Source organism: Bacillus sp. SCT118, from assembly GCF_058566435.1.
In genome coordinates, this window is the sequence record NZ_CP191225.1 from 710,400 (window position 1) to 735,963 (window position 25,564).

The 25,564-nt window shown below is 47.0% G+C and carries 26 protein-coding genes; 21 read left to right on the forward strand and 5 right to left on the reverse strand.

The genetic code is table 11. The features are described 5' to 3' along the window. The first annotated feature begins 13 nt into the window (after nt 1-13). The 3 genes from racX (at nt 14) to padC (ending at nt 1,792) form a co-directional block, all read left to right on the forward strand. On the forward strand, nt 14-697 hold the full coding sequence (racX, locus tag ACQVGT_RS03525; RefSeq protein ID WP_015483727.1) for a broad specificity amino-acid racemase RacX: 684 nt from the start codon (nt 14-16) through the stop codon (nt 695-697). A 131-nt stretch (nt 698-828) separates the two neighbouring features. Continuing rightward, nucleotides 829-1,284: a DUF3237 domain-containing protein gene (locus ACQVGT_RS03530; protein WP_015483726.1), complete on the forward strand. Its 456-nt coding sequence runs from the start codon at nt 829-831 to the stop codon at nt 1,282-1,284. A 22-nt stretch (nt 1,285-1,306) separates the two neighbouring features. Continuing rightward, entirely contained in the window at nt 1,307-1,792 is a 486-nt protein-coding gene (gene padC / locus ACQVGT_RS03535) for a phenolic acid decarboxylase (RefSeq protein WP_015384708.1), read from the forward strand. Between the two features lie 26 nt (nt 1,793-1,818). Here the strand turns inward: padC and ACQVGT_RS03540 are convergent, their stop codons facing one another. The 3 genes from ACQVGT_RS03540 to slrR form a co-directional block, all read right to left on the reverse strand. Beyond that, the gene (locus ACQVGT_RS03540; protein WP_014480958.1) at nt 1,819-2,010 is read right to left on the reverse strand and encodes a hypothetical protein; all 192 of its coding nucleotides are present in this window, start codon (nt 2,008-2,010) and stop codon (nt 1,819-1,821) included. A gap of 2 nt (nt 2,011-2,012) precedes the next feature. Next, nucleotides 2,013-3,482 carry a para-nitrobenzyl esterase gene (gene pnbA / locus ACQVGT_RS03545; protein WP_015384707.1) on the reverse strand — a complete coding sequence of 490 codons (1,470 nt, stop codon included), beginning with the start codon at nt 3,480-3,482 and terminating at the stop codon, nt 2,013-2,015. A 74-nt stretch (nt 3,483-3,556) separates the two neighbouring features. Next, nucleotides 3,557-4,015 carry an HTH-type transcriptional regulator SlrR gene (slrR, locus tag ACQVGT_RS03550; RefSeq protein ID WP_015384706.1) on the reverse strand — a complete coding sequence of 153 codons (459 nt, stop codon included), beginning with the start codon at nt 4,013-4,015 and terminating at the stop codon, nt 3,557-3,559. A 245-nt stretch (nt 4,016-4,260) separates the two neighbouring features. Between slrR and ACQVGT_RS03555 the strand changes: the two genes are divergently transcribed. The 15 genes from ACQVGT_RS03555 to ACQVGT_RS03625 all read left to right on the forward strand — a co-directional run bounded on the left by ACQVGT_RS03555 (nt 4,261) and on the right by ACQVGT_RS03625 (nt 20,001). Beyond that, complete coding sequence (locus tag ACQVGT_RS03555; protein ID WP_003228247.1) at nt 4,261-4,965, forward strand: YveK family protein; 705 nt, start codon at nt 4,261-4,263, stop codon at nt 4,963-4,965. A 5-nt stretch (nt 4,966-4,970) separates the two neighbouring features. Continuing rightward, entirely contained in the window at nt 4,971-5,654 is a 684-nt protein-coding gene (gene epsB / locus ACQVGT_RS03560; protein ID WP_003228249.1) for a protein tyrosine kinase EpsB, read from the forward strand. Nucleotides 5,655-5,888: 234 nt separating this feature from the next. Beyond that, nucleotides 5,889-7,709 (forward strand): polysaccharide biosynthesis protein, encoded by a 1,821-nt coding sequence (locus ACQVGT_RS03565; RefSeq protein WP_181220166.1) that lies wholly within the window; start codon nt 5,889-5,891, stop codon nt 7,707-7,709. An 11-nt stretch (nt 7,710-7,720) separates the two neighbouring features. After that, nucleotides 7,721-8,866 (forward strand): glycosyltransferase family 4 protein, encoded by a 1,146-nt coding sequence (locus ACQVGT_RS03570; RefSeq protein ID WP_041518059.1) that lies wholly within the window; start codon nt 7,721-7,723, stop codon nt 8,864-8,866. Next, the gene (epsE, locus tag ACQVGT_RS03575; protein WP_046340266.1) at nt 8,863-9,699 is read left to right on the forward strand and encodes a glycosyltransferase EpsE; all 837 of its coding nucleotides are present in this window, start codon (nt 8,863-8,865) and stop codon (nt 9,697-9,699) included. Before ACQVGT_RS03570 ends, epsE begins: the two co-directional genes overlap by 4 nt. Then, nucleotides 9,692-10,846 (forward strand): glycosyltransferase family 1 protein, encoded by a 1,155-nt coding sequence (locus ACQVGT_RS03580; RefSeq protein WP_015384701.1) that lies wholly within the window; start codon nt 9,692-9,694, stop codon nt 10,844-10,846. The genes epsE and ACQVGT_RS03580 overlap by 8 nt, the downstream gene beginning before the upstream one ends. Next, a complete protein-coding gene (epsG, locus tag ACQVGT_RS03585) occupies nt 10,843-11,946 on the forward strand; it encodes a biofilm exopolysaccharide biosynthesis protein EpsG (RefSeq protein WP_015384700.1) in 1,104 nt (367 codons plus the stop codon). Before ACQVGT_RS03580 ends, epsG begins: the two co-directional genes overlap by 4 nt. A 24-nt stretch (nt 11,947-11,970) precedes the next feature. Then, a complete protein-coding gene (locus ACQVGT_RS03590) occupies nt 11,971-13,005 on the forward strand; it encodes a glycosyltransferase family 2 protein (RefSeq protein ID WP_015483722.1) in 1,035 nt (344 codons plus the stop codon). A gap of 4 nt (nt 13,006-13,009) precedes the next feature. Continuing rightward, complete coding sequence (locus tag ACQVGT_RS03595; RefSeq protein ID WP_015483721.1) at nt 13,010-14,086, forward strand: polysaccharide pyruvyl transferase family protein; 1,077 nt, start codon at nt 13,010-13,012, stop codon at nt 14,084-14,086. Continuing rightward, nucleotides 14,083-15,117, forward strand: coding sequence for a glycosyltransferase (locus tag ACQVGT_RS03600; RefSeq protein ID WP_015384697.1), 1,035 nt, complete (start codon nt 14,083-14,085; stop codon nt 15,115-15,117). Before ACQVGT_RS03595 ends, ACQVGT_RS03600 begins: the two co-directional genes overlap by 4 nt. Beyond that, on the forward strand, nt 15,114-16,631 hold the full coding sequence (locus tag ACQVGT_RS03605) for an MATE family efflux transporter (protein ID WP_015483720.1): 1,518 nt from the start codon (nt 15,114-15,116) through the stop codon (nt 16,629-16,631). Before ACQVGT_RS03600 ends, ACQVGT_RS03605 begins: the two co-directional genes overlap by 4 nt. Beyond that, the gene (locus tag ACQVGT_RS03610; protein ID WP_015251185.1) at nt 16,628-17,236 is read left to right on the forward strand and encodes a sugar transferase; all 609 of its coding nucleotides are present in this window, start codon (nt 16,628-16,630) and stop codon (nt 17,234-17,236) included. The genes ACQVGT_RS03605 and ACQVGT_RS03610 overlap by 4 nt, the downstream gene beginning before the upstream one ends. Further along, nucleotides 17,233-17,883, forward strand: coding sequence for an acetyltransferase (locus tag ACQVGT_RS03615; RefSeq protein WP_015384694.1), 651 nt, complete (start codon nt 17,233-17,235; stop codon nt 17,881-17,883). Before ACQVGT_RS03610 ends, ACQVGT_RS03615 begins: the two co-directional genes overlap by 4 nt. 4 nt (nt 17,884-17,887) lie before the next feature. Continuing rightward, the gene (locus ACQVGT_RS03620) at nt 17,888-19,054 is read left to right on the forward strand and encodes a DegT/DnrJ/EryC1/StrS family aminotransferase (protein WP_015483719.1); all 1,167 of its coding nucleotides are present in this window, start codon (nt 17,888-17,890) and stop codon (nt 19,052-19,054) included. Beyond that, nucleotides 19,033-20,001 (forward strand): polysaccharide pyruvyl transferase family protein, encoded by a 969-nt coding sequence (locus ACQVGT_RS03625; RefSeq protein WP_015384692.1) that lies wholly within the window; start codon nt 19,033-19,035, stop codon nt 19,999-20,001. The genes ACQVGT_RS03620 and ACQVGT_RS03625 overlap by 22 nt, the downstream gene beginning before the upstream one ends. A 9-nt stretch (nt 20,002-20,010) precedes the next feature. Here ACQVGT_RS03625 and yvfG read toward each other — a convergent pair whose 3' ends face one another. Beyond that, a complete protein-coding gene (gene yvfG / locus ACQVGT_RS03630) occupies nt 20,011-20,229 on the reverse strand; it encodes a protein YvfG (RefSeq protein ID WP_003219905.1) in 219 nt (72 codons plus the stop codon). A 78-nt stretch (nt 20,230-20,307) separates the two neighbouring features. Between yvfG and rpoN the strand changes: the two genes are divergently transcribed. Beyond that, nucleotides 20,308-21,618, forward strand: a complete 1,311-nt coding sequence (gene rpoN, locus ACQVGT_RS03635; RefSeq protein ID WP_041518055.1) for an RNA polymerase factor sigma-54 — start codon at nt 20,308-20,310, stop codon at nt 21,616-21,618. 26 nt (nt 21,619-21,644) lie between these two features. Here rpoN and lutP read toward each other — a convergent pair whose 3' ends face one another. After that, nucleotides 21,645-23,336, reverse strand: coding sequence for an L-lactate permease LutP (lutP, locus tag ACQVGT_RS03640; protein ID WP_015384690.1), 1,692 nt, complete (start codon nt 23,334-23,336; stop codon nt 21,645-21,647). Nucleotides 23,337-23,563: 227 nt separating this feature from the next. On the opposite strand from lutP, the gene lutR reads away from it, so the two are divergent. Beyond that, nucleotides 23,564-24,286, forward strand: a complete 723-nt coding sequence (gene lutR / locus ACQVGT_RS03645) for an L-lactate utilization/bacilysin biosynthesis transcriptional regulator LutR (protein WP_003228277.1) — start codon at nt 23,564-23,566, stop codon at nt 24,284-24,286. A gap of 181 nt (nt 24,287-24,467) precedes the next feature. Then, entirely contained in the window at nt 24,468-25,466 is a 999-nt protein-coding gene (ganR, locus tag ACQVGT_RS03650) for a galactan degradation operon transcriptional regulator GanR (RefSeq protein WP_015483716.1), read from the forward strand. Nucleotides 25,467-25,564 lie beyond the last annotated feature (98 nt).

The window sequence follows — 25,564 nt, forward strand, 5'->3', positions numbered from 1 at the left end:
AGGAATGAATTTGATGATCGGAATATTAGCCGGAATGGGGCCGAAATCGACCTCGCCGTTTATTGATAAGGTGATTGATTACTGTCAGAAGCTGTATGGGGCTTCAAACGATATTGACTACCCGCACATGATGATCTATTCATGCCCGACGCCCTTCTATGCAGATCGTCCAATTGACCATGCTGAGATGAAAAAAGCGATTATCGACGGGGCGGTAAAGCTCGAGAAAACAGGCGTTGATTTCATTGCGCTGCCTTGTAATACGGCGCATGTCTACTATGAAGAGATTCAGCAGGCACTGTCGGTTCCTATGTTACATATTGTTGAGGAAACGATAAAAGAGATTCCGCAGCCTGCAAAAAAAGCGGTTGTTTTAGGAACAGAGCCAACCATCCAATCCGCCATCTACCAAAAAGTTCTGAAGGAAAATGGAAAAGAAGTTGTTCACAAGGACCATTGGCAGCAGGCTGTGAACCAGCTAATCGCCGCAATCAAACAGCCAAATCATATGCAGCATACACCAGTATTGTGGCAGACGCTATATGAAGAAATCAGTCAGCATGCAGACATCATCATTTCAGCCTGCACGGATTTAAATGCGTTGTTAAATCATATTCAAAGTGAGATTCCGATGATAGATTCCTCTGCCTGTCTTGCCAAAAGCACTGTCAGCACATATCTTGCTTATCAAAGCTAGCTTCAGCCAAGGACTGTCTTCAAACAGTCCTTGTTTTTTTATGTTCCTATTGTTTGACAGTTAACTGCAATAGTGTTAAAGTAAACATGTAAATAGTTACATGATTTTTTTCTGGAGGTGAGGTGGTTCTCGTGAAGAAGCCGGCTTTAAAACCATTCGCCTCTTTAGAAATCAAGGTTGATCCGCCTATCACGATTGGTGAGACAGGCCTGGGACTGAGACGATTCATTCCGATTCGTTCGGGAACAATAACCGGGGAAGTAAAGGGACGTATTTTGCCGGGCGGTGCCGATTCACAAATGATTCGCGCTGACGGCAGAACCGATTTATCTGCCAGGTATGTGATTGAAACAGCAGATCATGAACTGATTTACATTGAAAACAATGGACTACGGCAAGTCAGCGAGCCGTTTCGAAAACAAGCGGCAGCCGGGGAAATTATTGATCCTGAGCATGTTTATTTCCGTACGGTACCGACGTTTGAAACAGGCAGTGAAGTCTATCAATGGCTCCATGACCGCTTGTTTATCGGTTCCGCAGAAAGAACCCCTGATTACGTTCGACTAGACATTTATGAAGTACAGTAAAAGACTAAGGAGAGTGTGAAAAATGGAAAACTTTATCGGAAGCCACATGATTTATACGTATGAAAACGGCTGGGAATACGAGATTTATATTAAAAATGACCATACAATTGATTATAGAATTCATAGCGGAATGGTTGCCGGACGCTGGGTTCGGGATCAGGAAGTGAATATTGTCAAACTGACAGAAGGCGTATATAAAGTGTCTTGGACAGAGCCGACTGGCACGGATGTTTCATTAAACTTTATGCCAAATGAAAAACGCATGCACGGCATTATTTTCTTCCCGAAATGGGTGCATGAACATCCTGAAATTACGGTTTGCTACCAAAATGACCACATTGATTTGATGGAAGAATCCCGCGAAAAATATGAAACGTATCCAAAATACGTTGTACCTGAATTTGCGGAAATTACATTTCTGAAAAATGAAGGAGTCGACAACGAAGAAGTGATTTCGAAGGCTCCTTATGAGGGAATGACAGACGATATTCGCGCGGGAAAATTATAATAAACATAAAAACCCGGAAAAGAGAATTACTTCTCTTTTCCGGGTTTTCTTTTTGCTGAGTATGCGGGAACCATCACAATTCCCGTGAAAAACAGTATGATGCCAGTCCAGCGCATAGGCTGGTAATAGACTGTGTCCCGTAAACATACCACGGCCGATAAAATAATGATACAAGCGGCCACAACAATGGCAGCACCAATGTATCCTGTTTTCCCCATGTTTATTCTCCTTTTGGAGGGAATAGTTTCTGCCTTTTTTCAGATTCGGGATCGTTTTCGATCGTAATCTTTGAATCTAAAATCAGCGTCTCTCTTGTTTCTTCCTGATACGCTGGCCAATTCACAGCTTCGGTGCTTGGGTTTCCTGTTTTGGCGAATGTGATCCATGCTGTTTGTATCGAGTGAGAAAGCTGTTTCACCTCATCCGTAACCTCCGCTTTTGCCATTCGTTCTAATCCGTCCATATTTCCAAAGACAAAAGGAAGCTCTAATGCGTGAAACGCTTTATTGTATGGCGGCTTCTCTGGGTGCCAATCGAACCGGTACATCCAGACAGGGGCGTAATGAGACTGTGCGGATGCATAGGCGACAGCAGGGCGCCAAAATAATAAATCAGTCATCATATGAATTTGGCTTTCCAAAGAACGCGGATACAAATCGGCAGCTTTCTCTGCCAGCGGCTTCCCTAGTAAATACTCGAGCGCTGCATCAAGCGTTTCCTGAGAATGAACGTCTGAATCCGGGGTGAAAAATAAATATCCTTCATCACGGGTTGTTCCGATTAATAGCGGAATGCCGGAAGCAGCCCCTTCTGCGATCGCTTTTTCTGGTTCAGCAGGGAGCGTTTTCGGATCAAGGGCGGGCTGGAAGAACAGCTGAAAGATATTTTCTTTTTCTGCGATCCGAAGCTGATCGGCCGCTTTAAGCAAATCTTCCGCTGCTACAGTATGCAATCTGTCCATCTGGCTCTCATTAATCCCAAGGACCTGTAAAAAGGCAGCCGCAGTGCTTGCCGCTTGTTCTTTTGTCATTGTTCGAGAAGCGCCGCTTTCCATGATCGCTTTCTGGAACAGGCCTTTTGCCGCAGGCATAGCGAGCAGCGCGGCAATGCTCATGCCGCCGGCGGATTCTCCAAATACTGTTATGTTATTGGGGTCACCGCCAAACGCTGAGATATTCTCTCGCACCCATTTCAGTGCGGCGGCTTGGTCTAAAAGCCCAAGGTTATCGGAATACGCCTCATCAAATGAAGACAAGTGCAAAAAGCCAAACGGCCCCAGCCGATAGTTCAGTGTGACGACAATGACCTCTCCCTGCGCCGCAAGTTTTGATCCGTCATATAATGGCTCACTGCCCGCTCCAAGATAAAAAGCGCCTCCGTGAATCCACACCATGACAGGCAGGTTTTGACTTGGAGTGTCAGGCGCAAATACATTGACATACAAGCAATCCTCGGACTGGCGGGGCAGCTCGGCATACGACAGTGAGAGCAAATCAGACGGCTGCGGGCAAACAGGGCCGTACGCTGTGGCATCAAGGACATCTTCCCACACTTCAGGCGGCTCAGGTGCTTTAAAACGCCATTGTCCGACAGGCGGCTTGGCATAAGGGATGCCTTTCCACTTATGTACGCCATTTTCCGTTGTGCCTTTTATTTTGCCGTATTGAGTCGTTACTATTTGATGAGTCATTGTGCTCTCTCCCTTTTTCCCCCATTATAAACAGATTTACCCTATAGATGCGAACGTTAGCCCTTAACTGATCATCATCTTCCCATTGTTTTTAAAAAGGATTTGACTTCATGGACAGTCAAGCCGATTTCTCTTGCTTCCGCCATCAGCGCTTTCCATTCTTCTATATTGGATTCCGTCAGTTTGCGGTTGCGGTAAGAGGCAGTTTCAGGCTGTTCTTTCTTCAGCCTGTTCGTAAAAGTGAACAATTCTTCCTTTTCCATCCCGGCTTGTACGGCTTGCACTAAATGTACGCGCCATTCTTCTTCACCGCCGCTGATTTTTTCATACATCATTGTTTCTGCGTCAAATAATTCTGTTAATTCAACTTCCAGTGTGTCAGAAACCTTTTTTAAAAATTGAACGGACGGATTCGTGTGAACGCCTCTTTCAATCTTGCTTAAATAGGATTTGGATACGCCTGACTCAACAGCCAGCTGATTAATAGAATAGCCTTTTCTTTTACGGTACAAACGGATAATTCTTCCAATCATAATATGAAATTCTCCTCTATTCCTGTCATTATTTCGTTCATTATAAGGAATTTTTCGTTCTTTATAAAATTTAAAATAATAAGGGAAGTGCAGTAAATTAGAGGAAAATCATGATTTTGTTCTCTAAAGAGAACTTATTGGCTTATTTTGCAATTTTTAAATAATAACGTTTTCTTTTATAATCCAATCATTAACAGAAAGGGGCGCGGGAAGCCAGCCGCGGGAAGGCTGAAGGCTATGAATACATGAATGAGAATATGAGTTTCAAAGAATTATATGCGATTGTCAGACACAGATTCGTGCTGATTCTGCTCATCACAATCGGCGTCACCCTTATTATGGGTTTTGTGCAATTTAAGGTCATTTCACCGACCTACCAGGCGTCGACACAGGTGCTGGTTCATGAATCAGACGGTGAAGAAAACTCGAATCTCAGTGACATCCAGCGAAATCTTCAGTATAGCAGCACGTTCCAATCGATTATGAAAAGCACTGCCTTGATGGAAGAAGTTAAGGCGGAATTGCACCTATCTGAATCGGCTTCCTCGCTGAAAGGAAAAGTGGTTACCAGCAGTGAAAATGAATCAGAAATAATCAACGTTGCCGTTCAGGATCACGATCCGGCGAAAGCAGCTGAGATTGCGAACACATTAGTGAACAAGTTTGAAAAAGAAGTAGATGAAAGAATGAATGTACAAGGCGTACATATATTATCAGAGGCGAAGGCTTCTGAAAGCCCGATGATCAAGCCGGCCAGGCTGCGAAATATGGTCATGGCTTTTGGCGCTGCTGTCATGGGCGGCATTACACTGGCATTTTTTCTGCATTTTCTCGATGATACGTGCAAAAGCGCACGGCAGCTCAGCGAGAGAACCGGATTGCCATGCTTAGGCTCCGTTCCTGATGTCCACAAAGGGCGGAATCGCGGGATAAAACATTTCGGGGAGTGAAGCGAGTGATCTTTAGAAAAAAGAAAGCAAGGCGAGGTTTGGCTCAAATATCTGTTTTACACAATAAATCAGTTGTTGCGGAACAATATCGCACCATTCGGACAAACATTGAGTTCTCATCTGTCCAGACCAACTTGCGATCTATCCTCGTCACCTCCTCTGTGCCTGGTGAAGGTAAATCGTTCAGTGCAGCGAATCTTGCGGCTGTCTTTGCGCAGCAGCAGGAAAAGAAAGTACTGCTGGTGGATGCCGATTTAAGAAAGCCGACCATCAATCAGACGTTTCAGGTTGATAATGTAACCGGGCTGACAAATGTGCTGGTCGGCAATGCTTCACTCAGTGAGACGGTGCAAAAGACGCCGATCGATAACTTATATGTACTGACAAGCGGGCCGACCCCGCCAAACCCGGCAGAACTGCTGTCTTCAAAAGCAATGGGAGACTTAATATCTGAGATCTATGAACAATTCAGCCTCGTCATCTTTGATTCCCCTCCGCTTTTGGCTGTTGCAGATGCTCAGATTCTAGCAAATCAGACAGACGGCAGCGTGCTCGTCGTTTTAAGCGGAAAAACAAAAACCGATACCGTTCTAAAAGCAAAGGATGCACTGGAACAATCCAATGCGAAGCTGTTAGGCGCTCTTTTAAACAAAAAGAAAATGAAAAAATCGGAACACTATTCCTACTAGTTTTTGTAAAGGTGATGTCTCCTGACCTGTATCAATGGAGGCACTCGGCTCTGCTGTGGGCAGCTGAAGTTGCTGCCTTAGATGCTGGTCGTCGCTGGCGGGGCGTGAGGATGGGTTAAATGCCCACTTATCTGATATATACATAGGACGTATTGTCGGTTTAGCTGCTGCCGATTTTTTGGAGAGACGAAAACCGCCGCAGCTAAACCGATAAAAGAATTAGGGGGGAAAAGGTTGAGTTACCGGAGAAGACTGTCAATGATTATTGCGCTGGATACTTACCTCGTTTTAAATTCAGTTATTGCAGGATATCAATTTTTAAAAGATTCCTATCAATTTTATGACTCCGGAGCATTACTGCTTACCGCTGTCAGCTTGCTCCTCAGCTATCATGTGTGTGCTTTCCTGTTCAATCAGTATAAACAGGTGTGGACATACACCGGACTCGGCGAGCTGATTGTCCTGCTTAAGGGCATTACGCTTTCCGCCGCTGTGACCGGCATCATTCAGTATGCTGTGTATCACACGATGTTCTTCCGTCTGTTAACCGCGTGCTGGGTGCTTCAGCTTTTGTCTATTGGAGGGACCCGTATTTTATCCAGAGTATTAAACGAAAGCATCAGAAAAAAACGCTGCGCCTCGTCCCGCGCGCTGATTATCGGGGCGGGTTCAGGTGGGACTCTGATGGTCAGGCAGCTGCTTTCGAAAGATGAACCTGATATCATACCTGTCGCTTTTATTGATGACGACCAAACGAAGCATAAATTAGAAATTATGGGGCTGCCCGTAATCGGCGGAAAAGAAAGTATCATGCCTGCGGTGCAAAAGCTCAAAATTAATTATATTATTATTGCCATTCCTTCACTCCGCACCCATGAGCTTCAGGTGTTATATAAAGAATGTGTGCGAACCGGAGTAAGCATTAAAATTATGCCTCATTTTGATGAAATGCTGCTTGGCACACGAACTGCCGGACAAATCAGAGATGTAAAAGCTGAGGACTTGCTCGGCAGAAAGCCGGTAACCCTCGACACTAGCGAAATTTCGAACCGCATCAAAGGAAAAACAGTTCTCGTCACGGGAGCGGGGGGATCAATCGGCTCGGAAATCTGCCGTCAGATCAGCGCGTTTCAGCCTAAGGAAATCATTCTGCTCGGCCATGGGGAAAACAGCATTCATTCGATTTATACAGAGCTGAACGGACGATTCGGCAAACACATTGTGTTCCATACGGAAATCGCTGATGTGCAGGACCGCGATAAAATGTTTACCTTGATGAAAAAGTACGAGCCGCATGTTGTCTATCATGCAGCTGCCCATAAGCATGTGCCTTTAATGGAACACAACCCTGAAGAGGCGGTCAAAAACAATATTATCGGAACAAAAAATGTCGCGGAAGCAGCCGATATGTCGGGAACAGAGACATTCGTGCTGATTTCATCGGACAAAGCGGTGAACCCAGCCAATGTAATGGGGGCGACAAAACGATTCGCAGAGATGATTATTATGAATCTTGGGAAAGTCAGCAGAACCAAATTTGTCGCTGTTCGCTTCGGCAATGTACTCGGGAGCCGCGGCAGCGTCATTCCGATTTTCAAAAAACAGATTGAAAAAGGCGGCCCAGTGACAGTAACACATCCGGCAATGACCCGCTATTTCATGACGATTCCCGAGGCATCAAGGCTTGTGATTCAGGCTGGGGCACTGGCGAAAGGGCGTCAAATTTTCGTTCTCGATATGGGAGAGCCCGTAAAGATTGTGGATCTTGCCAAAAACCTCATTCATTTGTCCGGCTACACGACTGAGCAGATTCCGATCGAATTCACAGGCATTCGTCCGGGCGAAAAAATGTATGAAGAATTACTGAACAAAAATGAAGTCCATGCTGAACAAATCTTTCCAAAAATTCACATCGGTAAAGCGGTGGACGGCGATTGGCCGGTGCTGATGCGCTTTATCGAGGATTTTCATGAGCTGCCGGAAGCCGACCTGAGAGCGAGGCTGTTTGCGGCAATCAATACATCAGAAGAAATGACGGCTGCCAGCGTTCATTAGGGGGAGTGAAAATGACGAAAAAGATATTGTTTTGCGCGACTGTTGATTATCATTTTAAGGCCTTTCACCTCCCTTATTTTAAATGGTTCAAGCAAATGGGCTGGGAGGTTCATGTCGCCGCGAACGGACAAACCAAGCTGCCGTATGTGGATGAGAAATTCTCCATTCCGATTCGCAGGTCACCTTTTGACCCTCAGAACCTGGCCGTTTATAGGCAGCTGAAGAAAGTGATCGACACCTATGAATACGACATTGTCCATTGCCATACACCGGTCGGCGGTGTTCTCGCCAGACTGGCGGCGAGGCAGGCACGGCGGCACGGAACAAAGGTGCTGTACACAGCGCACGGATTTCACTTCTGCAAAGGAGCACCAGTGAAAAATTGGCTTCTTTACTATCCGGTCGAGAAATGGCTTTCAGCATATACGGACTGTCTGATTACGATTAATGAAGAGGATTACACACGGGCGAAAGGACTTCAAAGGCCGGGCGGAAGGACGCAGAAAATTCACGGCATTGGTGTCAATACCGAGCGTTTCCGGCCTGTCAGTCCGATAGAGCAGCAAAGACTCAGAGAAAAGCACGGATTCCGTGAAGATGATTTTATATTGGTTTATCCGGCTGAGCTCAATCTGAACAAAAACCAGAAGCAGTTAATTGAAGCCGCAGCCTTGCTAAAAGAAAAAATTCCTTCGCTTCGCCTTGTGTTTGCCGGGGAAGGGGCCATGGAACAAACGTATCAAACGTTAGCTGAAAAGCTTGGCGCTTCCGCCAATGTCTGTTTTTACGGCTTTTGCAGCGACATACATGAGCTGATTCAGCTTGCGGATGTATCTGTCGCATCCAGCATTAGAGAGGGCCTCGGCATGAATGTGCTTGAGGGAATGGCGGCAGAAAAACCGGCGATCGCCACAGATAATCGCGGGCATCGGGAAATCATCCGCGACGGAAAAAACGGTTTTCTGATCAAAATCGGTGACAGTGCTGCTTTTGCCCGCCGGATTGAACAGCTTTACCATAAGCCGGTACTCTGCCGAAAGCTGGGACAGGAAGGCCGAAAAACAGCCTTGCGCTTCTCGGAGGCGCGAACGGTGGAAGAAATGGCAGATATTTATTCCGCCTACATGGATATGGATACAAAGGAGAAAAGCGTATGAACTCAGGACCGAAAGTTTCTGTCATTATGGGCATTTATAATTGCGAACGCACTTTGGCAGAAAGCATAGAATCCATACTCAGCCAATCCTATAAAAATTGGGAGCTGATTTTGTGCGACGATGCGTCAACAGACAGCACGCTCCGCATCGCGAAGCAGTATGCCGCTCATTACAGCGACCGCATCAAACTGATTCAAAACAAAACAAATAAGCGGCTTGCCGCATCATTAAATCATTGTCTTTCGCATGCGACAGGCGATTATATCGCACGTCAGGATGGAGATGACCTTTCGTTTCCGCGCCGTCTGGAAAAGCAGGTCGCGTTTTTAGAAAAGCACCGACATTATCAGGTGGTTGGCACCGGCATGCTTGTGTTTGATGAATTTGGCGTAAGAGGCACCCGCATTCTGCCTTCTGTTCCGGAGCCGGGCATCATGGCAAAAGGGACCCCATTTTGCCACGGCACGATTATGATGAGAGCGAGTGCCTACCGCACGCTGAAAGGCTACCGGTCGGTGCGGCGGACGAGACGAATGGAAGATATTGATTTGTGGCTTCGCTTTTTTGAAGAGGGCTTCAGGGGCTATAATCTTCAGGAAGCCTTGTATAAAGTGAGGGAAGACAGCGATGCATTCAAACGGCGGTCATTTACGTATTCAATCGACAATGCCATTCTTGTCTATCAGGCGTGTAGACGCTTGAAGCTTCCTTTATCTGATTACATATATATCGCAAAACCGTTAATCCGCGCGTTTATGCCTGCAGCCGTGATGAATCGCTACCATAAAAAAAGAGTGATGAACCAAAAGGAAGGGCTTGTCAAGCATGAATAGCAGCCAAAAGCGCGTGCTCCATGTTCTCAGCGGCATGAACAGGGGCGGCGCGGAAACCATGGTAATGAATTTATATCGGAAGATGGACAAAAGCAAAGTGCAATTTGACTTTTTAACGCATCGAAATGATCCGTGCGCTTACGATGAAGAGATTTTATCTTTAGGCGGGCGGCTTTTTTATGTCCCGAGCATTGGGCAAAGCAATCCCCTTACATTTGTGAGGAATGTGAGAAACGCGATAAAAGAAAACGGGCCGTTCAGCGCCGTTCATGCGCACACGGATTTCCAAACGGGTTTTATCGCCCTTGCGGCAAGGCTCGCCGGAGTGCCGGTCAGGGTATGCCACTCCCACAATACGTCTTGGAAGACCGGCTTCAATTGGAAGGATCGCTTGCAGCTGATGGTGTTCAGGCGGCTCATTTTGGCAAATGCGACAGCGCTGTGTGCCTGCGGAGAGGATGCGGGCAGGTTTTTATTTGGACAGTCCAATATGGAGCGGGAGCGTGTTCACCTTCTTCCTAACGGGATTGACCTTGAGTTGTTCGCCCCAAATGGGCAGGCGGCTGATGAAGAAAAAGCAGCACGCGGCATTGCAGCCGACCGGCTCATCATTGGCCATGTGGCCCGGTTTCATGAAGTGAAAAACCACGCGTTCCTGCTGAAACTTGCCGCACATCTCAAAGAAAGAGGCGTTCGCTTTCAGCTCGTTCTGGCGGGAGACGGGCCGTTGCGCGGGGAGATAGAGGAGGAGGCGCGGCGGCAGAATTTGCTTTCAGACGTCCTCTTTTTAGGCACCGAAGAACGGATCCATGAACTGATGCGAACATTCGATGTATTTGTCATGCCGTCTCTGTACGAAGGCTTGCCGGTTGTGCTTGTGGAAGCGCAGGCGTCGGGGCTTCCATGCATCATTTCAGACAGCATTACAGAAAAAGTCGACGCCGGTCTCGGGCTTGTCACAAGATTAAGTCTTTCTGAGCCGATCAGCGTCTGGGCTGAAACCATTGCGAGGGCGGCCGCCGCAGGCAGGCCGAAGCGTGAGTTCATCAAAGAAACACTCGCTCAACTTGGCTACGATGCACAGCAAAATGTAGGAGCGCTGCTGAATGTATACAACATCAGCACGGAAAAGGACCATAACCGATGATTGTATATGCCGTCAATATGGGGATTGTATTTATTTGGTCTTGGTTCGCTAAAATGTGCGGCGGCCGTGACGATTCGCTTGCCACGGGGTATCGGCCGAATAAGCTTTTGATCTGGATTCCGCTCGCTTCACTTGTGCTCGTGTCAGGTCTCCGCTATCGAGTCGGCACGGATTTTCAGACGTACACGCTGCTGTACGAATTGGCGGGCGATTATCAAAATGTGTGGCAGATATTCGGTTTCGGCACAGCAAAAACAGCGACAGATCCGGGGTTTACCGCACTCCTTTGGCTGATGAATTTCATCACGGAAGATCCTCAAATCATGTATTTTACGGTGGCGGTCGTGACCTACAGCTTTATTATGAAGACACTCGCCGACTATGGCAGGCCGTTTGAGCTGAGTGTCTTTTTATTTTTGGGAACCTTTCATTACTACGCGTCTTTTAACGGCATCAGGCAATACATGGTCGCAGCTGCTTTGTTTTGGGCGATCCGTTATATCATCAGCGGGAACTGGAAGCGATATTTCCTGATTGTGCTGGTCAGCTCGCTCTTTCATTCGTCGGCGCTAATTATGATTCCAGTGTACTTTATTGTCAGAAGAAAAGCCTGGTCACCGGCGATATTTGGCCTATCCGCTTTATTTCTCGGCATGACATTTTTATATCAAAAATTTATTTCTGTGTTTGTCGTTGTACTTGAAAACAGCTCATACAGCCATTATGAAAAATGGCTCATGACGAACACAAATGGAATGAATGTGATCAAAATCGCTGTTTTGGTTCTGCCGCTGTTTCTTGCATTTTGCTATAAAGAACGACTGCGGCGTCTATGGCCGCAAATCGATATTGTCGTAAATTTGTGCCTGCTTGGTTTTTTATTCGGCCTTTTGGCCACAAAGGACGTGATTTTTGCCAGATTCAATATTTATTTCGGTCTGTATCAAATGATCTTAGTCCCTTATTTCGTCAGGATATTTGATGAAAAATCGAATGCCCTTATCTATATTGCTATCATTGTTTGTTATTTTCTTTACAGTTATTTGCTTATGCCGGTTGATTCATCCGTTCTGCCTTACAGAACGATTTTTTCCCGGTAATTTATGCAAGAGGAGCCGGTCATTATGGAAACACCTGCGGTTAGTCTGCTAGTCGCTGTTTATAACACAGAAACATATATCAGAACGTGTCTCGAATCACTGCGGAACCAGACAGTGGACAATATAGAAATCATCATTGTTAATGACGGTTCAGCAGACGCCAGCCCGGATATCGCAGAAGAATACGCCAATATGGACAACAGGTTCAAGGTGATTCATCAAGAGAACCAGGGTCTCGGTGCGGTTCGGAATAAAGGCATTGAGGCAGCACGCGGCGAATTTATCGCGTTTATCGATTCAGACGATTGGATCGAACCTGATTATTGCGAGCAGATGCTCCGAGCAGCAGGCGATGAAACTGATCTGGTCATTTGCAATTACGCCGCAGAGTTTGAGGACACTGGCAAAACCATGGACTCAGACATTGCCCAAACCTATCAGGATCGGCCGAAGGAGCACTATATCAAGGCGTTATTCGAAGGGAAGGTCAGAGGGTTTTCATGGAACAAACTGTACAGAAGAAGCATGATTGAAGCCCATCGGCTATCGTTTCCGCTCCGAGGCGAGCTGGAGCATGTCGAGGATCAGTTTTTCAGCTTCAGGGCTCATTTTTTCGCCCGCTCAGTATCCTACGTAAAAACGCCGCTCTATCATTACCGAATTCACCTTTCCTCCATTGTGCAGCGCTATCAGAAAAAATTGTTTGAATCAGGACTTGCGCTGTATGAGGCGAATGCGGCGTTTTTACAGGAGAACAACAAACTGGAGGAGTATCGCAAGGAGCTTGATACCTTTATCGTTCTTCACAGCAGCATCTGTATGCTGAATGAATGGAAAACGAGCGGCAGCCGCCGGCTGTTTGAAAAGCTTAGAAATGTTGGCGTGATATGCGCGGACCCGGTGTTTCAAGAAAGTCTTTCAAAAACGGGTACTGCTCCTTTTGACGCAAAACGGTCATGCCTGCTTCTGATGGCGAAATACAGAATGATTCCGTTCGTCGCTATGGCATCGGCTGTGTATCAGCGGGTGATCGAGTACAAAATGAGAAACAGAGGGTGAGGACATGTCGTTACAATCGTTGAAAATCAATTTTGCAGAATGGCTGCTGCTAAAGGTCAAATACCCGTCCCAATATTGGCTGGGAGCGGCAGATCAGCCGGTAAAGGCCGCAGCACATCAGAAAAAAATCATACTGACCCTGCTGCCGTCCCATGACAATTTGGGAGATCATGCAATTGCTTATGCCAGCAAGGCATTTCTTGAGCAAGAATACTCGGACTTTGACATCGTCGAGGTCGATATGAAGGACATTTACAAATCAGCAAAAAGCCTGATCCGCTCGCGCCATCCGGAGGATATGGTCTTTATCATCGGCGGCGGAAACATGGGGGATTTATACCGTTATGAGGAGTGGACGCGCCGCTTCATCATTAACACATTCCGTGACTATCGGGTTGTCCAGCTTCCGGCAACGGCCCATTTTTCTGACACGAAAAAAGGGCGCAAAGAGCTGAAACGGGCACAGAAAATTTATAATGCGCACCCCGGCTTGTTGCTGATGGCGCGGGATGAAACAACGTATCAATTTATGAAACAGCATTTTCAAGAAAAAACAATTTTGAAGCAGCCGGACATGGTGCTGTATTTAGACAGAAGCAAGGCCCCCGCAGAACGCGAAGGGGTTTATATGTGTTTGCGCGAGGATCAGGAAAGCGTGCTTCAGGAGGACCAGAGGAACCGGGTCAAGGCTGCGCTATGTGAGGAATTCGGCGAGATCAAATCCTTTACGACAACGATCGGGCGCCGGGTCAGCCGCGATACACGCGAACAAGAACTTGAAGCACTGTGGTCTAAGCTGCAAAGCGCAGAAGCCGTCGTCACTGACAGGCTTCATGGCATGATTTTTTGCGCGCTGACAGGAACGCCGTGTGTTGTCATTCGCTCCTTTGACCATAAAGTAATGGAGGGCTATCAATGGCTTAAAGACATCCCGTTCATGAAGCTGATAGAACATCCGGAGCCAGAGCGCGTAACAGCCGCAGTTAATGAGCTTTTAACAAAAGAAACACCCCGTGCAGGCTTTCCGAGAGATGTGTATTTTAAAGGTCTGCGTGACAAAATCAGCGGTGAAGCGCAATGACCCCGCTCGTCAGCATTATTGTCCCGATGTATAATGTTGAACCATTTATAGAAGAGTGCATTGATTCTTTGCTTCGTCAAACGCTTTCTGATATTGAAATCATCCTCGTGAATGACGGAACACCGGATCGTTCAGGCGAAATTGCAGAGGACTATGCACAACGGGATGGGAGAATCCGGGTCATTCATCAGGCAAACGGCGGGCTTAGTTCAGCGCGAAATACGGGAATAAAGGCCGCGCGGGGCACTTACATCGGCTTTGTAGACGGAGACGATTATGTATCATCCTCCATGTTCCAGAGGCTGGCTGAAGAAGCGGAGCAAAATCGGCTCGACATCGTCGGATGCGGTTTTTACAAGCAGTCATCGGACAGGCGGACATATGTGCCGCCGCAGCTTGAGGCAAACCGCGTGCTGACAAAACGAGAAATGACTGAACGGCTTAAACATGCTCACGAAACGAGATTTATCTGGTATGTATGGCGTTACCTTTACCGCCGTGAGCTTTTTGATAGGGCGAATCTGATGTTTGATGAAGACATCCGTTTTGCTGAAGACTCTCCCTTCAATTTGTCCGCTTTTTGCGAAGCGGAGCGGGTAAAAATGCTTGATGAAGGATTGTACATTTATCGTGAAAACCCGAACAGCCTGACAGAAATTCCTTATAAGCCGGCGATGGATGAACATCTTCAAAAACAATATCAGGCTAAAATCGCATTCTACAATCACTACGGCTTAGCAGGCGCATGCAAAGAAGATTTGAATGTGTACATTTGCAGGCACCAGCTTCCGATGCTTTTGGCAAATGCCTGTGCTTCTCCGAATTCGCCGAGAGACATCAAAAAGAAGATCAGACAGATTTTATCCTATGACATGGTGCGGCAGGCTGTCAGACATACACCGTTTCAGCATGAGAAATTATTAAGAGGAGAGCGTTTGGTATTAGCACTGTGTAAATGGCGGCTCACTTTTCTCATCAAGCTGTTTTTCGAGCAGCGGGGGACAATGAAAGGCAGTGCGAAGCAGGCATGAAATTCACGATAAATTTCAGCGCTAATCTCACGGCTTTTCTCTTGTCCGTTTTCCTGTCGGTTTGGATGACGCCTTTTATTGTCAAAACGCTCGGTGTGGAAGCGTTTGGCTTTGTTCACTTGACACAAAATGTGATTAATTACTTTTCGGTTATCACCGTGGCGCTCAGCTCGGTTGTCGTTCGGTTCTTTTCTGTTGCTGCCCACAGGGGAGAGCGGGAGAAAGCAAATGCGTATATCAGCAATTATTTAGCGGCCTCTGTTTTGATTTCATTGCTGCTCTTGCTGCCGCTTGCGGGTTCGGCTTTTTTTATTGACCGCGTCATGAATGTGCCGCAAGCGCTTTTGGCAGATGTGCGGTTGTCGATTTTGATCGGCAGTGTGCTGTTTATTTTAACATTTCTGATGGCCGGCTTCGGCGCTGCACCATTTTATGCCAACCGTCTTTATATCACCAGTTCCATTCAGGCGGTGCAAATGCTTATACGGGTGCTGTCTGTGCTGCTCCTGTTTGCATACTTTGCGCCGAAAATCTGGCAGATCCAGCTTGCAGCTTTAGCTGGTGCTGTTATTGCGTCTGTGCTGTCTTTCTATTTCTTCAAAAAGCTGATTCCATGGTTTTCGTTTCGTATGAAGGATCTTTCATTCCGCACTAGCAAGGAGCTGTTTCAAGCGGGCGCATGGAGCTCCGTCAATCAAATCGGCGTCCTGCTTTTTTTGCAGATTGATCTGTTAACCGCCAATTTGATGCTTGGGGCGTCCGCCTCCGGGAAATACGCGGCGATTATCCAGTTTCCGCTGCTTTTGCGCAGCTTGGCCGGAACGGTCGCATCCCTGTTTGCGCCTATCATGACTTCATATTATTCAAAAGGCGATATGGAAGGATTGATGAATTACGCAAATAAGGCAGTAAGGCTTAATGGTCTTTTGCTTGCACTTCCTGCTGCCTTATTGGGCGGATTGGCGGGGCCTTTTTTGACAATCTGGCTCGGACCGTCCTTTTCGTCGATAGCACCGCTTTTATTTATTCATGCCGGATACTTGGTTGTCAGCCTCGCCTTTATGCCGCTGTTTTATATATGGACCGCTTTTAATCAACAAAAAACACCGGCAATTGTTACCCTGCTGTTAGGTGCGGTGAATGTGGTGCTGGCGGTCACGCTGAGCGGGCCGGCTCATCTCGGTCTGTACGGCATAACATTGGCAGGGGCCATTTCTCTTATTTTAAAAAATGCCATCTTTACGCCGCTTTACGTATCCCGCATTACAGGCTACAAAAAGCACGTGTTCTTTAAAGGCATAATCGGGCCTCTTTCAGCCGCTGTATTTGCCTGGACGGTCTGTAAGACAATTCAGTTCGTTGTGAAGATTGACGGCTGGCCGTCACTGATAGCGACGGGAGTGGCAGTCAGCTTTTGCTACGCTGTTTTCGCTTTTATGCTCGTTTGTACAAAAGAGGAAAGACAGCTGGTATTAAAACGGTTTCGAAAAACGAAAGGAGCTGTGAATCTTTGATCCTGAAACGACTTTTTGATCTGACGGCCGCCATTTTTTTGTTGTGCTGTACAAGTGTGATCATTCTGTTCACCATCGCCGTTGTCAGGCTGAAAATAGGATCACCTGTCTTCTTTAAGCAAGTAAGGCCGGGCCTGCACGGCAAACCGTTCACCCTATATAAGTTCCGGACAATGACGGATGAACGGGACGGTGAGGGAAATCTGCTGCCCGATGAAGTCCGGCTGACGAAAACGGGCAGGCTGATCAGAAAGCTGAGCATTGATGAGCTTCCGCAGCTCCTGAATGTCCTGAAGGGCGATCTTAGCCTTGTCGGGCCGCGGCCGCTTTTGATGGACTATCTGCCTCTTTATACAGAAAAACAGGCACGGCGCCATGAGGTGAAGCCGGGTATCACAGGCTGGGCGCAAATCAATGGCAGAAACGCGATTTCCTGGGAAAAGAAATTTGAATTAGATGTTTGGTACGTTGACAACCGGTCATTTTTTCTCGATTTGAAAATTTTATGTTTGACGGTGCGAAAGGTCCTTGTTTCAGAAGGGATTCAGCAAACCAATCATGTGACCGCGGAACGGTTTACCGGAAGCGGAGATGTGTCCTCATGAAAAACGTGGCCATTGTGGGTGACGGCGGACACGGAAAGGTGATTAGAGAGCTGATAGACGTCCGCTCAGATACGCGCTTAGCCGCGGTGCTGGATGATAAATTCAAAACGTTCGAAGGCGGAAAAGAATGGTACACAGGACCGCCGGAAGCCGTTACTGAACTGCGCAGGCTCATTCCTGATGTGCTGTTTCTGATTGCTGTTGGGAATAACAGTGTCAGAAAACAGCTGGCGGAGCGACTGGGACTGAAAAAGGATGATTTTATTACATTGATTCACCCGTCAGCCATCGTCAGCAGGTCGGCTGTCATTGGGGAAGGGACAGTGATTATGGCGGGCGCGATCATTCAGGCGGATGCGCACATCGGCGCTCATTGCATCATCAATACGGGTGCAGTGGCAGAGCACGACAATCAAATCAGCGATTACGTTCATCTGTCCCCGCGTGTCACGCTGTCAGGAGCGGTTTCCGTTCAGGAAGGCGCTCACGTCGGAACCGGTGCATCCGTCATACCGCAGCTTACAATCGGGGCTTGGAGCATTGTCGGCGCCGGCTCCGCGGTGATCCGTTCCATACCGGACAGGGTAACGGCGGCCGGTGCACCGGCACGCATCATTTCTTCCATTCAAACATCAAACAAAGGATGATTCTATGCATAAAAAAATCTACTTATCTCCCCCTCATATGAGCGGCAGGGAGCAGCACTATATTTCAGAAGCCTTTCGCTCAAACTGGATTGCGCCGCTTGGGCCGCTCGTGAATTCATTTGAAGAACAGCTGGCAGAACGAGTCAGTGTAAAAGCAGCAGCTGCGGTCAGCTCAGGAACGGCGGCGATTCATCTCGCGTTGCGTTTACTTGAGGTAAAAGAAGGTGACAGCGTGTTTTGCCAGTCCTTCACATTTGTAGCAACCGCCAATCCGATTTTATATGAAAAAGCGGTGCCCGTCTTTATTGATTCTGAGCCTGATACGTGGAATATGTCGCCGACAGCCCTTGAAAGAGCATTGGAGGAAGCGAAAAGAAACGGAACACTGCCAAAAGCGGTTATTGCCGTCAATCTATATGGGCAGAGTGCGAAAATGGATGAAATCGTAAGCCTGTGTGATGCATACGGAGTTCCTGTCATTGAGGATGCAGCCGAATCTCTGGGTACAGTCTATAAAGGGAAGCAAAGCGGAACTTTCGGGCGCTTCGGCATTTTTTCATTTAACGGGAACAAAATCATTACCACATCAGGGGGAGGGATGCTCGTTTCAAATGATGAAGCAGCAATTGAAAAAGCAAGATTTCTCGCTTCGCAGGCACGAGAGCCGGCTGTTCATTATCAGCACAGTGAAATGGGACATAATTACAGGCTAAGCAATATCTTAGCCGGCGTCGGCATTGCCCAGCTTGAGGTGCTGGATGAGCGTGTGGAGAAAAGAAGGACCATTTTCACGAGATACAAAAATGCGCTTGGTCTCATAGACGGCGTCCGCTTTATGCCGGAGTACGCAGCCGGCGTATCCAATCGCTGGCTCACCACGCTCACACTTGATAACGGGCTCAGCCCATATGACGTAGTTCATCGTCTTGCTGAAGAAAACATTGAAGCCCGTCCGCTGTGGAAGCCGCTCCATACCCAGCCGCTGTTCGATCCGGCTTTATTTTATTCTCATGAAGATACAGGAAGCGTATGCGAAGATTTGTTCAAGCGGGGAATCTGTCTCCCTTCAGGGTCAAATATGACAGAAGATGAGCAAGACCGGGTCATTGATGTGCTACTGCACTTATTCCAAACTGCCGAGGTGAAGAAATGGACAGCAAGCATTCGATGATCGGCCTGAAACAGAAACTGTCCGGGCTGCTCGACGTCATTCCGAAACAATCAGAGATTATATATGCTGACTATCCTCTATATGGGAATGTAGGGGATTTATTTATTATGAAAGGAACAGAAGCCTTCTTTAAAGAATACGGGATTCGGGTCAGAAAACGCTGGAATCCTGACAATTTTCCAGTCGGGCGAAAGCTGGATCCTAATCTCATCATCGTCTGCCAGGGAGGCGGAAACTTCGGGGATCTGTATCCGTATTATCAAGGCTTTAGAGAGAAAATCGTCCAAACCTATCCGAACCACAAAATTGTGATCCTGCCGCAATCGATTTATTTTCAAAACAAAGACAACCTCAAACGGACGGCAGAGATATTTTCTAAGCATGCGAACCTTCACATCATGACAAGGGAAAAAGCCTCCTATGCTACGGCGCAGACTTATTTTACAAGAAATCACATTCAGCTTCTGCCTGATATGGCTCATCAGCTGTTTCCCGTCGTTCCCACGCAGCAGCCGTCCAATCAAAAGCTGAGATTTATCCGAACAGATCATGAAGCAAACCAGGCGCTCCAGGAACACGCAGAAGCGGAAAGCTACGACTGGCGCACGGTCCTGTCAGCTTCAGACCGCCGGACGATCGCTTTTCTCCAAACGCTGAACGTCCTGAACAAAAAAGCGGGCAACCCTCTGCCGATCGCGTTTATATGGGAAAAATACTCGGATTATATCGTCCAAAAAGCGATTCGGTTCTTCAGCCGTTACGAATCGGTGGAAACGTCAAGGCTGCACGGACACATCTTGTCCTCTCTTCTTCAAAAAGAAAATACGGTCATTGATAATTCCTATGGGAAAAACGCCAATTATTTTCATACCTGGATGGAAGGAGTGCCAAGCACCCGGCTCATCCAGAACGCCTCAAAGAAGGAAAACCTTCCTGCTCACATGTGAGCGGAAGGTTTATTTTGATTCTCCACGTTTGACTTTGTTGTATGCTTCATCTAAATGCTGAATCCGTTTCAGGACAACTGCGTTTTTCGTCAGCTGGTCCTGCACGAGTGTTGAGACGACGGAACGGTAGTAGCTGTTCATCGCGTGGATTTTATCCTCAGACTGATTCATTTCAATATGCTGTTTTAAATTCTCAATAAAATAAGGGACGGAAAAAAGTTCAGACATTTCTTTGGCAGCTCCTTTTTCATAAATGTATACGGTGTGATCTCAATCATGTACAATGAAGAAAGGGGAGTGAGCAAGATGGATATGAAACTTCAGCAAGTACAAGTATTAAAGCCTCAACTGACACAGGAGCTCAGGCAGGCCATCACGCTGCTTGGCTATCATTCGGCAGAACTCGCCGAGTACATTGATGAGCTCTCACTGGAAAACCCTCTTATTGAACGAAAGGAAACAGACACACCGCCACTATCTTACCATAAAACAAACAAAAACAGGATGAATGCACAGGAAGCGGGCCTTCAATTAAGTGATCCGCAAAAAACATTGCAGGATGCGTTAAAACAGCAGTCACTCGATATGAATCTGACAAACACTGAAAAAAAGATTTTTAATTATCTGATTCATTCGCTTGATTCAAACGGGTACTTGGAAGAAGATATAGAGGAGGCAGCACGGCGATTATCTGTATCGGCCAAGGAAGCGGAGGCTGTTTTGGCAAAACTCCAGTCATTAGAACCGGCTGGAATCGGCGCGAGATCTTTGCAGGAATGCATCCTTCTTCAATTACAGCGGCTGCCGAACAGAAATGAACAAGCGGAAATGCTGGTTTCAGCTCATTTTGATGCTTTTGCGCAAAAAAAATGGAAAGCGCTTTCAGTAGAGACAGGAATTCCGCTTCATACCATTCAAGATATCTCAGATGATATCGCGGCTCTTCATCCTAGACCTGGCCTTCTGTTTGCCCGGCCAGAGCAAGATGTGTATATTGAGCCTGACATTTTTATCACCGTAAAAAACGGGCACATTGCAGCGGAACTGAATACCCGCTCGTTTCCCGAGATCGATCTGCATCCGCAGTACAGAACGCTTTTATCATCCGGCTCCTGTCAGGATACTGTCTCCTATTTATCTGCGAAATATCAGGAGTGGCGCTGGCTGAGCCGCGCGCTGCGGCAGCGAAAACAGACAATCACGAGAATTATCAATGAACTGATCACACGCCAAAAGGATTTCTTTATGAAAGGGCGAAGCGCAATGAAGCCGCTGACTCTCAGAGAGGTGGCGGACTGTCTAAGCCTTCATGAATCAACTGTGAGCCGGGCCATTAAAGGGAAAACAATACAAACGCCTTATGGGCTGTTTGAGATGAAACTCTTTTTCTCAGCAAAAGCCGAGGCTTCAGGAGAGGGAGATGCGTCGAATTATGCAGTCAAAATGCATCTTGAAGACCTGATCAATCAAGAGGACAAAACAAAACCGCTTTCAGATCAAAAGCTTGTCGATTTGCTGTATGAACAACACGGCATCCAAATCTCGAGACGCACCGTGGCAAAATATCGCGATCAAATGAATATTCCGTCATCGGCAGCGAGAAAGCGATATAAATAAAATCCTCCCTAGACGGGAGGATTTTTTTAAGGAATCATCCAGCTGAATACGTGATGCTGCAAAAAGGTGATGATACAAACGAGCAGCAGCAAAAACAGACTGTGTTTAATGGTAAAGCGGAAAAGATCTGACTCCTTTCCGGCGAGTCCTACGGCGGCGCACGCCACCGCTATCGACTGCGGTGAAATCATTTTTCCTGTGACACCGCCTGAAGAATTGGCGGCCACAGACAGAACGGGGTCCATGCCGACTGATAATGCGGTGACTTTCTGCAGGTTGCCGAACAGCAGGTTGGCGGAAGTATCCGAGCCGGTAATGAAGACGCCGAGCCAGCCGAGAACGGGCGAAAAGAAGGTAAACATCGAACCTGTCAGCGCGAGTGTCATCCCGAGTGTCGTGCTCATTCCCGAGGAGTTGGTGACATAGGCAAAACCAACGACAGAAGCGATGGTCAAAATCGGAAGCTTCAATTCCTGGACTGTTTCTTTAAAAACGGCTCCCCAGTCTTTCCACGAAATCGCCGTGATGAACTTTGACAGCACTGCGGCAATCAATATCGCGGTGCCGGCCGAACCAAGCACCTCAAGCTTGTAAACCGCCTCAATCGGCGTACCGTCAGCATTGACAATCTGATTGTTCAAAAAAGGCACACCGGGGGCAAAAGTCAGTTTTTCTCCAACAGCATTCAGCCATTTCAAGAACACCGCAGAGCCTTCATAATGCCCGGTCAGTGCAGATTTGACAGATGGAATGCCCCATACGGAAATCATCGCCGTCAGCAGCAGAAATGGCGACCAAGCCTTAAAAATCTGTCCGCCGCTGTATGCAGGCGCTGCCGGATTTGTGCGCGCCGTTTCAATTGAGGCGGCCGACTCTTGTTCACCGGCAAACCGGAATGTTGTTTTCGGCTTCCACCATTTCAAAAACACAGCAAGCGCAGCCATTGAAACAAGAGCTGACAAAACATCGGGCAGCTCAGGCCCTAAAAAATTGGAACTGAGATATTGAACAACAGCAAAGGAAACACCGGATACGAGAATCGCCGGCCAGATCTCCAAGGCTTTCCTGAACCCGCTCATGATGATGATTAAATAAAGAGGAATAAATACGGATAAAAACGGCAGCTGCCGCCCAACCATTTGCGAAATCTCCATCGCCGGAATCCCTGTCGGCCCTTCTACGGCTGTAATTGGAATCCCAATTGCCCCAAAGGCAACCGGCGCCGTATTGGCGATCAAACAGATCCCCGCAGCATAAAGAGGATTAAAGCCGAGACCGACCAGCAGCGCGGCAGAAATGGCGACCGGCGCTCCGAAGCCTGCTGCCCCTTCTAAAAAAGCCCCGAATGAAAAAGCGATCAAGAGAGCTTGAAGCCGTCGGTCATCAGTAATCGAGAGAACAGAGCTGCGAATGATATCAAACTGTCCCGTTTTCACAGTGATTTTATACAAAAAAACAGACGTCACAATGATCCAGCCGATCGGCAACAATCCGTATACGGCTCCTTGTGTCGCGGACATCAGCGCTTTTTCCGCCGGCATCCGATAAACCAATACAGCAATAATAAGGGCGATCCCCAATGTGGCCAAGCCTGCTGTATACCCCTTCATCCGTTTAATCGCGAGTGCCCAAAAAAAGAAAATAATCGGTACAAGTGCGGCAAGCGCTGATAATAGCAAATTTCCCCCTATAGGCGTATATGCCTGTGTCCATTGCATCCCAAACCCCTCCTTGAAACATAAACTGGCGCCATATGTAAGCGGTTTCTATAGATGATATGATCATCTGATGACTGGGTAATAAGACCAGTTACCTAGCATTATATTTTGAAAAAAATCAAAGTACAAGACTTTTTGACAAAATAGTCAAAATCTTTTGGCGGCCCACAAAACAGAGTATAATAGATCGTAAACAGCCAGACCTACAAGTTACGGGGTGAATTGCATTGAAATACAAACAGATTAAAACAAAAAAAATATATGAAGAAGTAGCGGATGCACTATTAGATATGATCAAAAACGGCGAATTGAAGCCGGGGGATAAACTGGACTCTGTTCAGGCGCTTGCTGAGAGCTTTCAAGTCAGCCGTTCAGCGGTTCGCGAAGCACTTTCTGCGCTAAAGGCGATGGGGCTTGTCGAAATGAAACAGGGAGAAGGCACGTATCTGAAGGAATTTGAGCTCAATCAAATTTCTCAGCCGCTCTCAGCCGCCCTTCTGATGAAAAAAGAGGACGTCAAGCAGCTGCTCGAGGTCAGAAAACTGCTTGAAATCGGCGTGGCTTCACTAGCGGCTGAAAAAAGGACAGAAGCAGATCTCGAAAGAATTCAGGATGCACTAAAGGAAATGGGCAGCATTGAAGCGGACGGGGAGCTGGGAGAGAAAGCAGACTTTGCATTTCATCTTGCGCTTGCGGACGCTTCTCAAAATGAACTTCTTAAACACTTGATGAATCACGTGTCATCATTGCTGCTGGAAACAATGAGGGAAACGAGGAAAATCTGGCTGTTTTCCAAGAAGACCTCCGTTCAGCGGCTGTATGAGGAGCACGAACGGATTTACAATGCTGTGGCTGCCGGGAACGGTGCACAGGCGGAAGCCGCCATGCTGGCGCATTTGACGAATGTGGAAGATGTGCTTTCGGGATATTTCGAGGAAAATGTGCAATAACCAACTCATTTCCCGGGCAATTCCGCCGGTTCCGAATGATACGAACAACTGAGACTGAGCCGCAAATGGTTCAGTCTTTTTACATGAGGCAGCCAGAGAGCTTTGTGCACTTGACATTTGTGAAAAAGAAAGTAAAATATTTTACTAAATCAATGCGAGCTGAATAATGGAGGCAGATGCAATGGCGACAATTAAAGATATCGCGCAGGAAGCGGGATTTTCAATCTCAACCGTTTCCCGCGTTTTAAATAACGATGAAAGCCTCTCTGTTCCTGATGAGACACGGGAGAAAATCTATGAAGCGGCGGAAAAGCTCAATTACCGCAAAAAAACAGTAAGGCCGCTGGTGAAACATATTGCGTTTTTATATTGGCTGACAGATAAAGAAGAATTAGAAGATGTCTATTTTAAAACGATGAGATTAGAAGTAGAGAAACTGGCGAAAGCATTCAATGTCGATATGACCACTTATAAAATAGCGGATGGAATCGAGCGCATTCCTGAACATACGGAAGGGTTTATTGCCGTTGGCACATTTTCAGATGAAGAGCTGGCTTTCCTCAGAAATCTCACTCAAAATGGCGTGTTCATCGATTCAACTCCTGATCCCGATCATTTTGACTCGGTAAGGCCCGATTTGGCACAAATGACAAGGAAGACGGTAAACATCCTGACTGAGAAGGGACATAAGAGCATCGGTTTTATCGGCGGCACATACAAAAATCCGAATACCAATCAGGATGAAATGGACATCCGTGAACAAACCTTCAGATCCTATATGAGGGAAAAAGCCATGCTGGACGAGCGCTATATTTTTTGTCATCGCGGATTCTCTGTAGAAAACGGCTACCGCCTGATGTCAGCAGCGATCGACACATTAGGCGATCAGCTTCCGACTGCTTTTATGATTGCAGCGGACCCGATTGCAGTGGGCTGTCTGCAAGCCCTGAACGAAAAAGGAATTGCCATACCAAACAGGGTAAGCATTGTGAGTATCAACAACATCAGCTTCGCGAAGTATGTCTCGCCTCCTCTGACGACGTTTCATATTGATATACATGAATTATGTAAAAATGCTGTTCAATTACTGCTTGAACAAGTGCAGGACAAGAGAAGAACGGTAAAAACATTATATGTGGGCGCGGAATTAATCGTCAGGAAGAGTATGAATGAAGGATGACTTAGGACAACTAAGTCATTTTTTATTTAGGTAAAAAAATTTACTCAAAGAGGTAAATAGTTTGTTTACACATTTTCTTGGGCGTGCTATATTATCTT

Excerpts from the sequence above, each read along its gene's own strand:
- racX (WP_015483727.1), top strand. The coding sequence starts at position 14 with ATGATCGGAATATTAGCCGGAATGGGGCCGAAATCGACCTCGCCGTTT.
- padC (WP_015384708.1), top strand. The coding sequence starts at position 1,307 with ATGGAAAACTTTATCGGAAGCCACATGATTTATACGTATGAAAACGGC.
- ACQVGT_RS03540 (WP_014480958.1), bottom strand. The coding sequence starts at position 2,010 with ATGGGGAAAACAGGATACATTGGTGCTGCCATTGTTGTGGCCGCTTGT.
- pnbA (WP_015384707.1), bottom strand. The coding sequence starts at position 3,482 with ATGACTCATCAAATAGTAACGACTCAATACGGCAAAATAAAAGGCACA.
- slrR (WP_015384706.1), bottom strand. The coding sequence starts at position 4,015 with ATGATTGGAAGAATTATCCGTTTGTACCGTAAAAGAAAAGGCTATTCT.
- ACQVGT_RS03555 (WP_003228247.1), top strand. The coding sequence starts at position 4,261 with ATGAATGAGAATATGAGTTTCAAAGAATTATATGCGATTGTCAGACAC.
- ACQVGT_RS03570 (WP_041518059.1), top strand. The coding sequence starts at position 7,721 with ATGACGAAAAAGATATTGTTTTGCGCGACTGTTGATTATCATTTTAAG.
- epsE (WP_046340266.1), top strand. The coding sequence starts at position 8,863 with ATGAACTCAGGACCGAAAGTTTCTGTCATTATGGGCATTTATAATTGC.
- ACQVGT_RS03580 (WP_015384701.1), top strand. The coding sequence starts at position 9,692 with ATGAATAGCAGCCAAAAGCGCGTGCTCCATGTTCTCAGCGGCATGAAC.
- epsG (WP_015384700.1), top strand. The coding sequence starts at position 10,843 with ATGATTGTATATGCCGTCAATATGGGGATTGTATTTATTTGGTCTTGG.
- ACQVGT_RS03590 (WP_015483722.1), top strand. The coding sequence starts at position 11,971 with ATGGAAACACCTGCGGTTAGTCTGCTAGTCGCTGTTTATAACACAGAA.
- ACQVGT_RS03595 (WP_015483721.1), top strand. The coding sequence starts at position 13,010 with ATGTCGTTACAATCGTTGAAAATCAATTTTGCAGAATGGCTGCTGCTA.
- ACQVGT_RS03600 (WP_015384697.1), top strand. The coding sequence starts at position 14,083 with ATGACCCCGCTCGTCAGCATTATTGTCCCGATGTATAATGTTGAACCA.
- ACQVGT_RS03605 (WP_015483720.1), top strand. The coding sequence starts at position 15,114 with ATGAAATTCACGATAAATTTCAGCGCTAATCTCACGGCTTTTCTCTTG.
- ACQVGT_RS03615 (WP_015384694.1), top strand. The coding sequence starts at position 17,233 with ATGAAAAACGTGGCCATTGTGGGTGACGGCGGACACGGAAAGGTGATT.
- ACQVGT_RS03620 (WP_015483719.1), top strand. The coding sequence starts at position 17,888 with ATGCATAAAAAAATCTACTTATCTCCCCCTCATATGAGCGGCAGGGAG.
- ACQVGT_RS03625 (WP_015384692.1), top strand. The coding sequence starts at position 19,033 with ATGGACAGCAAGCATTCGATGATCGGCCTGAAACAGAAACTGTCCGGG.
- yvfG (WP_003219905.1), bottom strand. The coding sequence starts at position 20,229 with ATGTCTGAACTTTTTTCCGTCCCTTATTTTATTGAGAATTTAAAACAG.
- rpoN (WP_041518055.1), top strand. The coding sequence starts at position 20,308 with ATGGATATGAAACTTCAGCAAGTACAAGTATTAAAGCCTCAACTGACA.
- lutP (WP_015384690.1), bottom strand. The coding sequence starts at position 23,336 with ATGCAATGGACACAGGCATATACGCCTATAGGGGGAAATTTGCTATTA.
- ganR (WP_015483716.1), top strand. The coding sequence starts at position 24,468 with ATGGCGACAATTAAAGATATCGCGCAGGAAGCGGGATTTTCAATCTCA.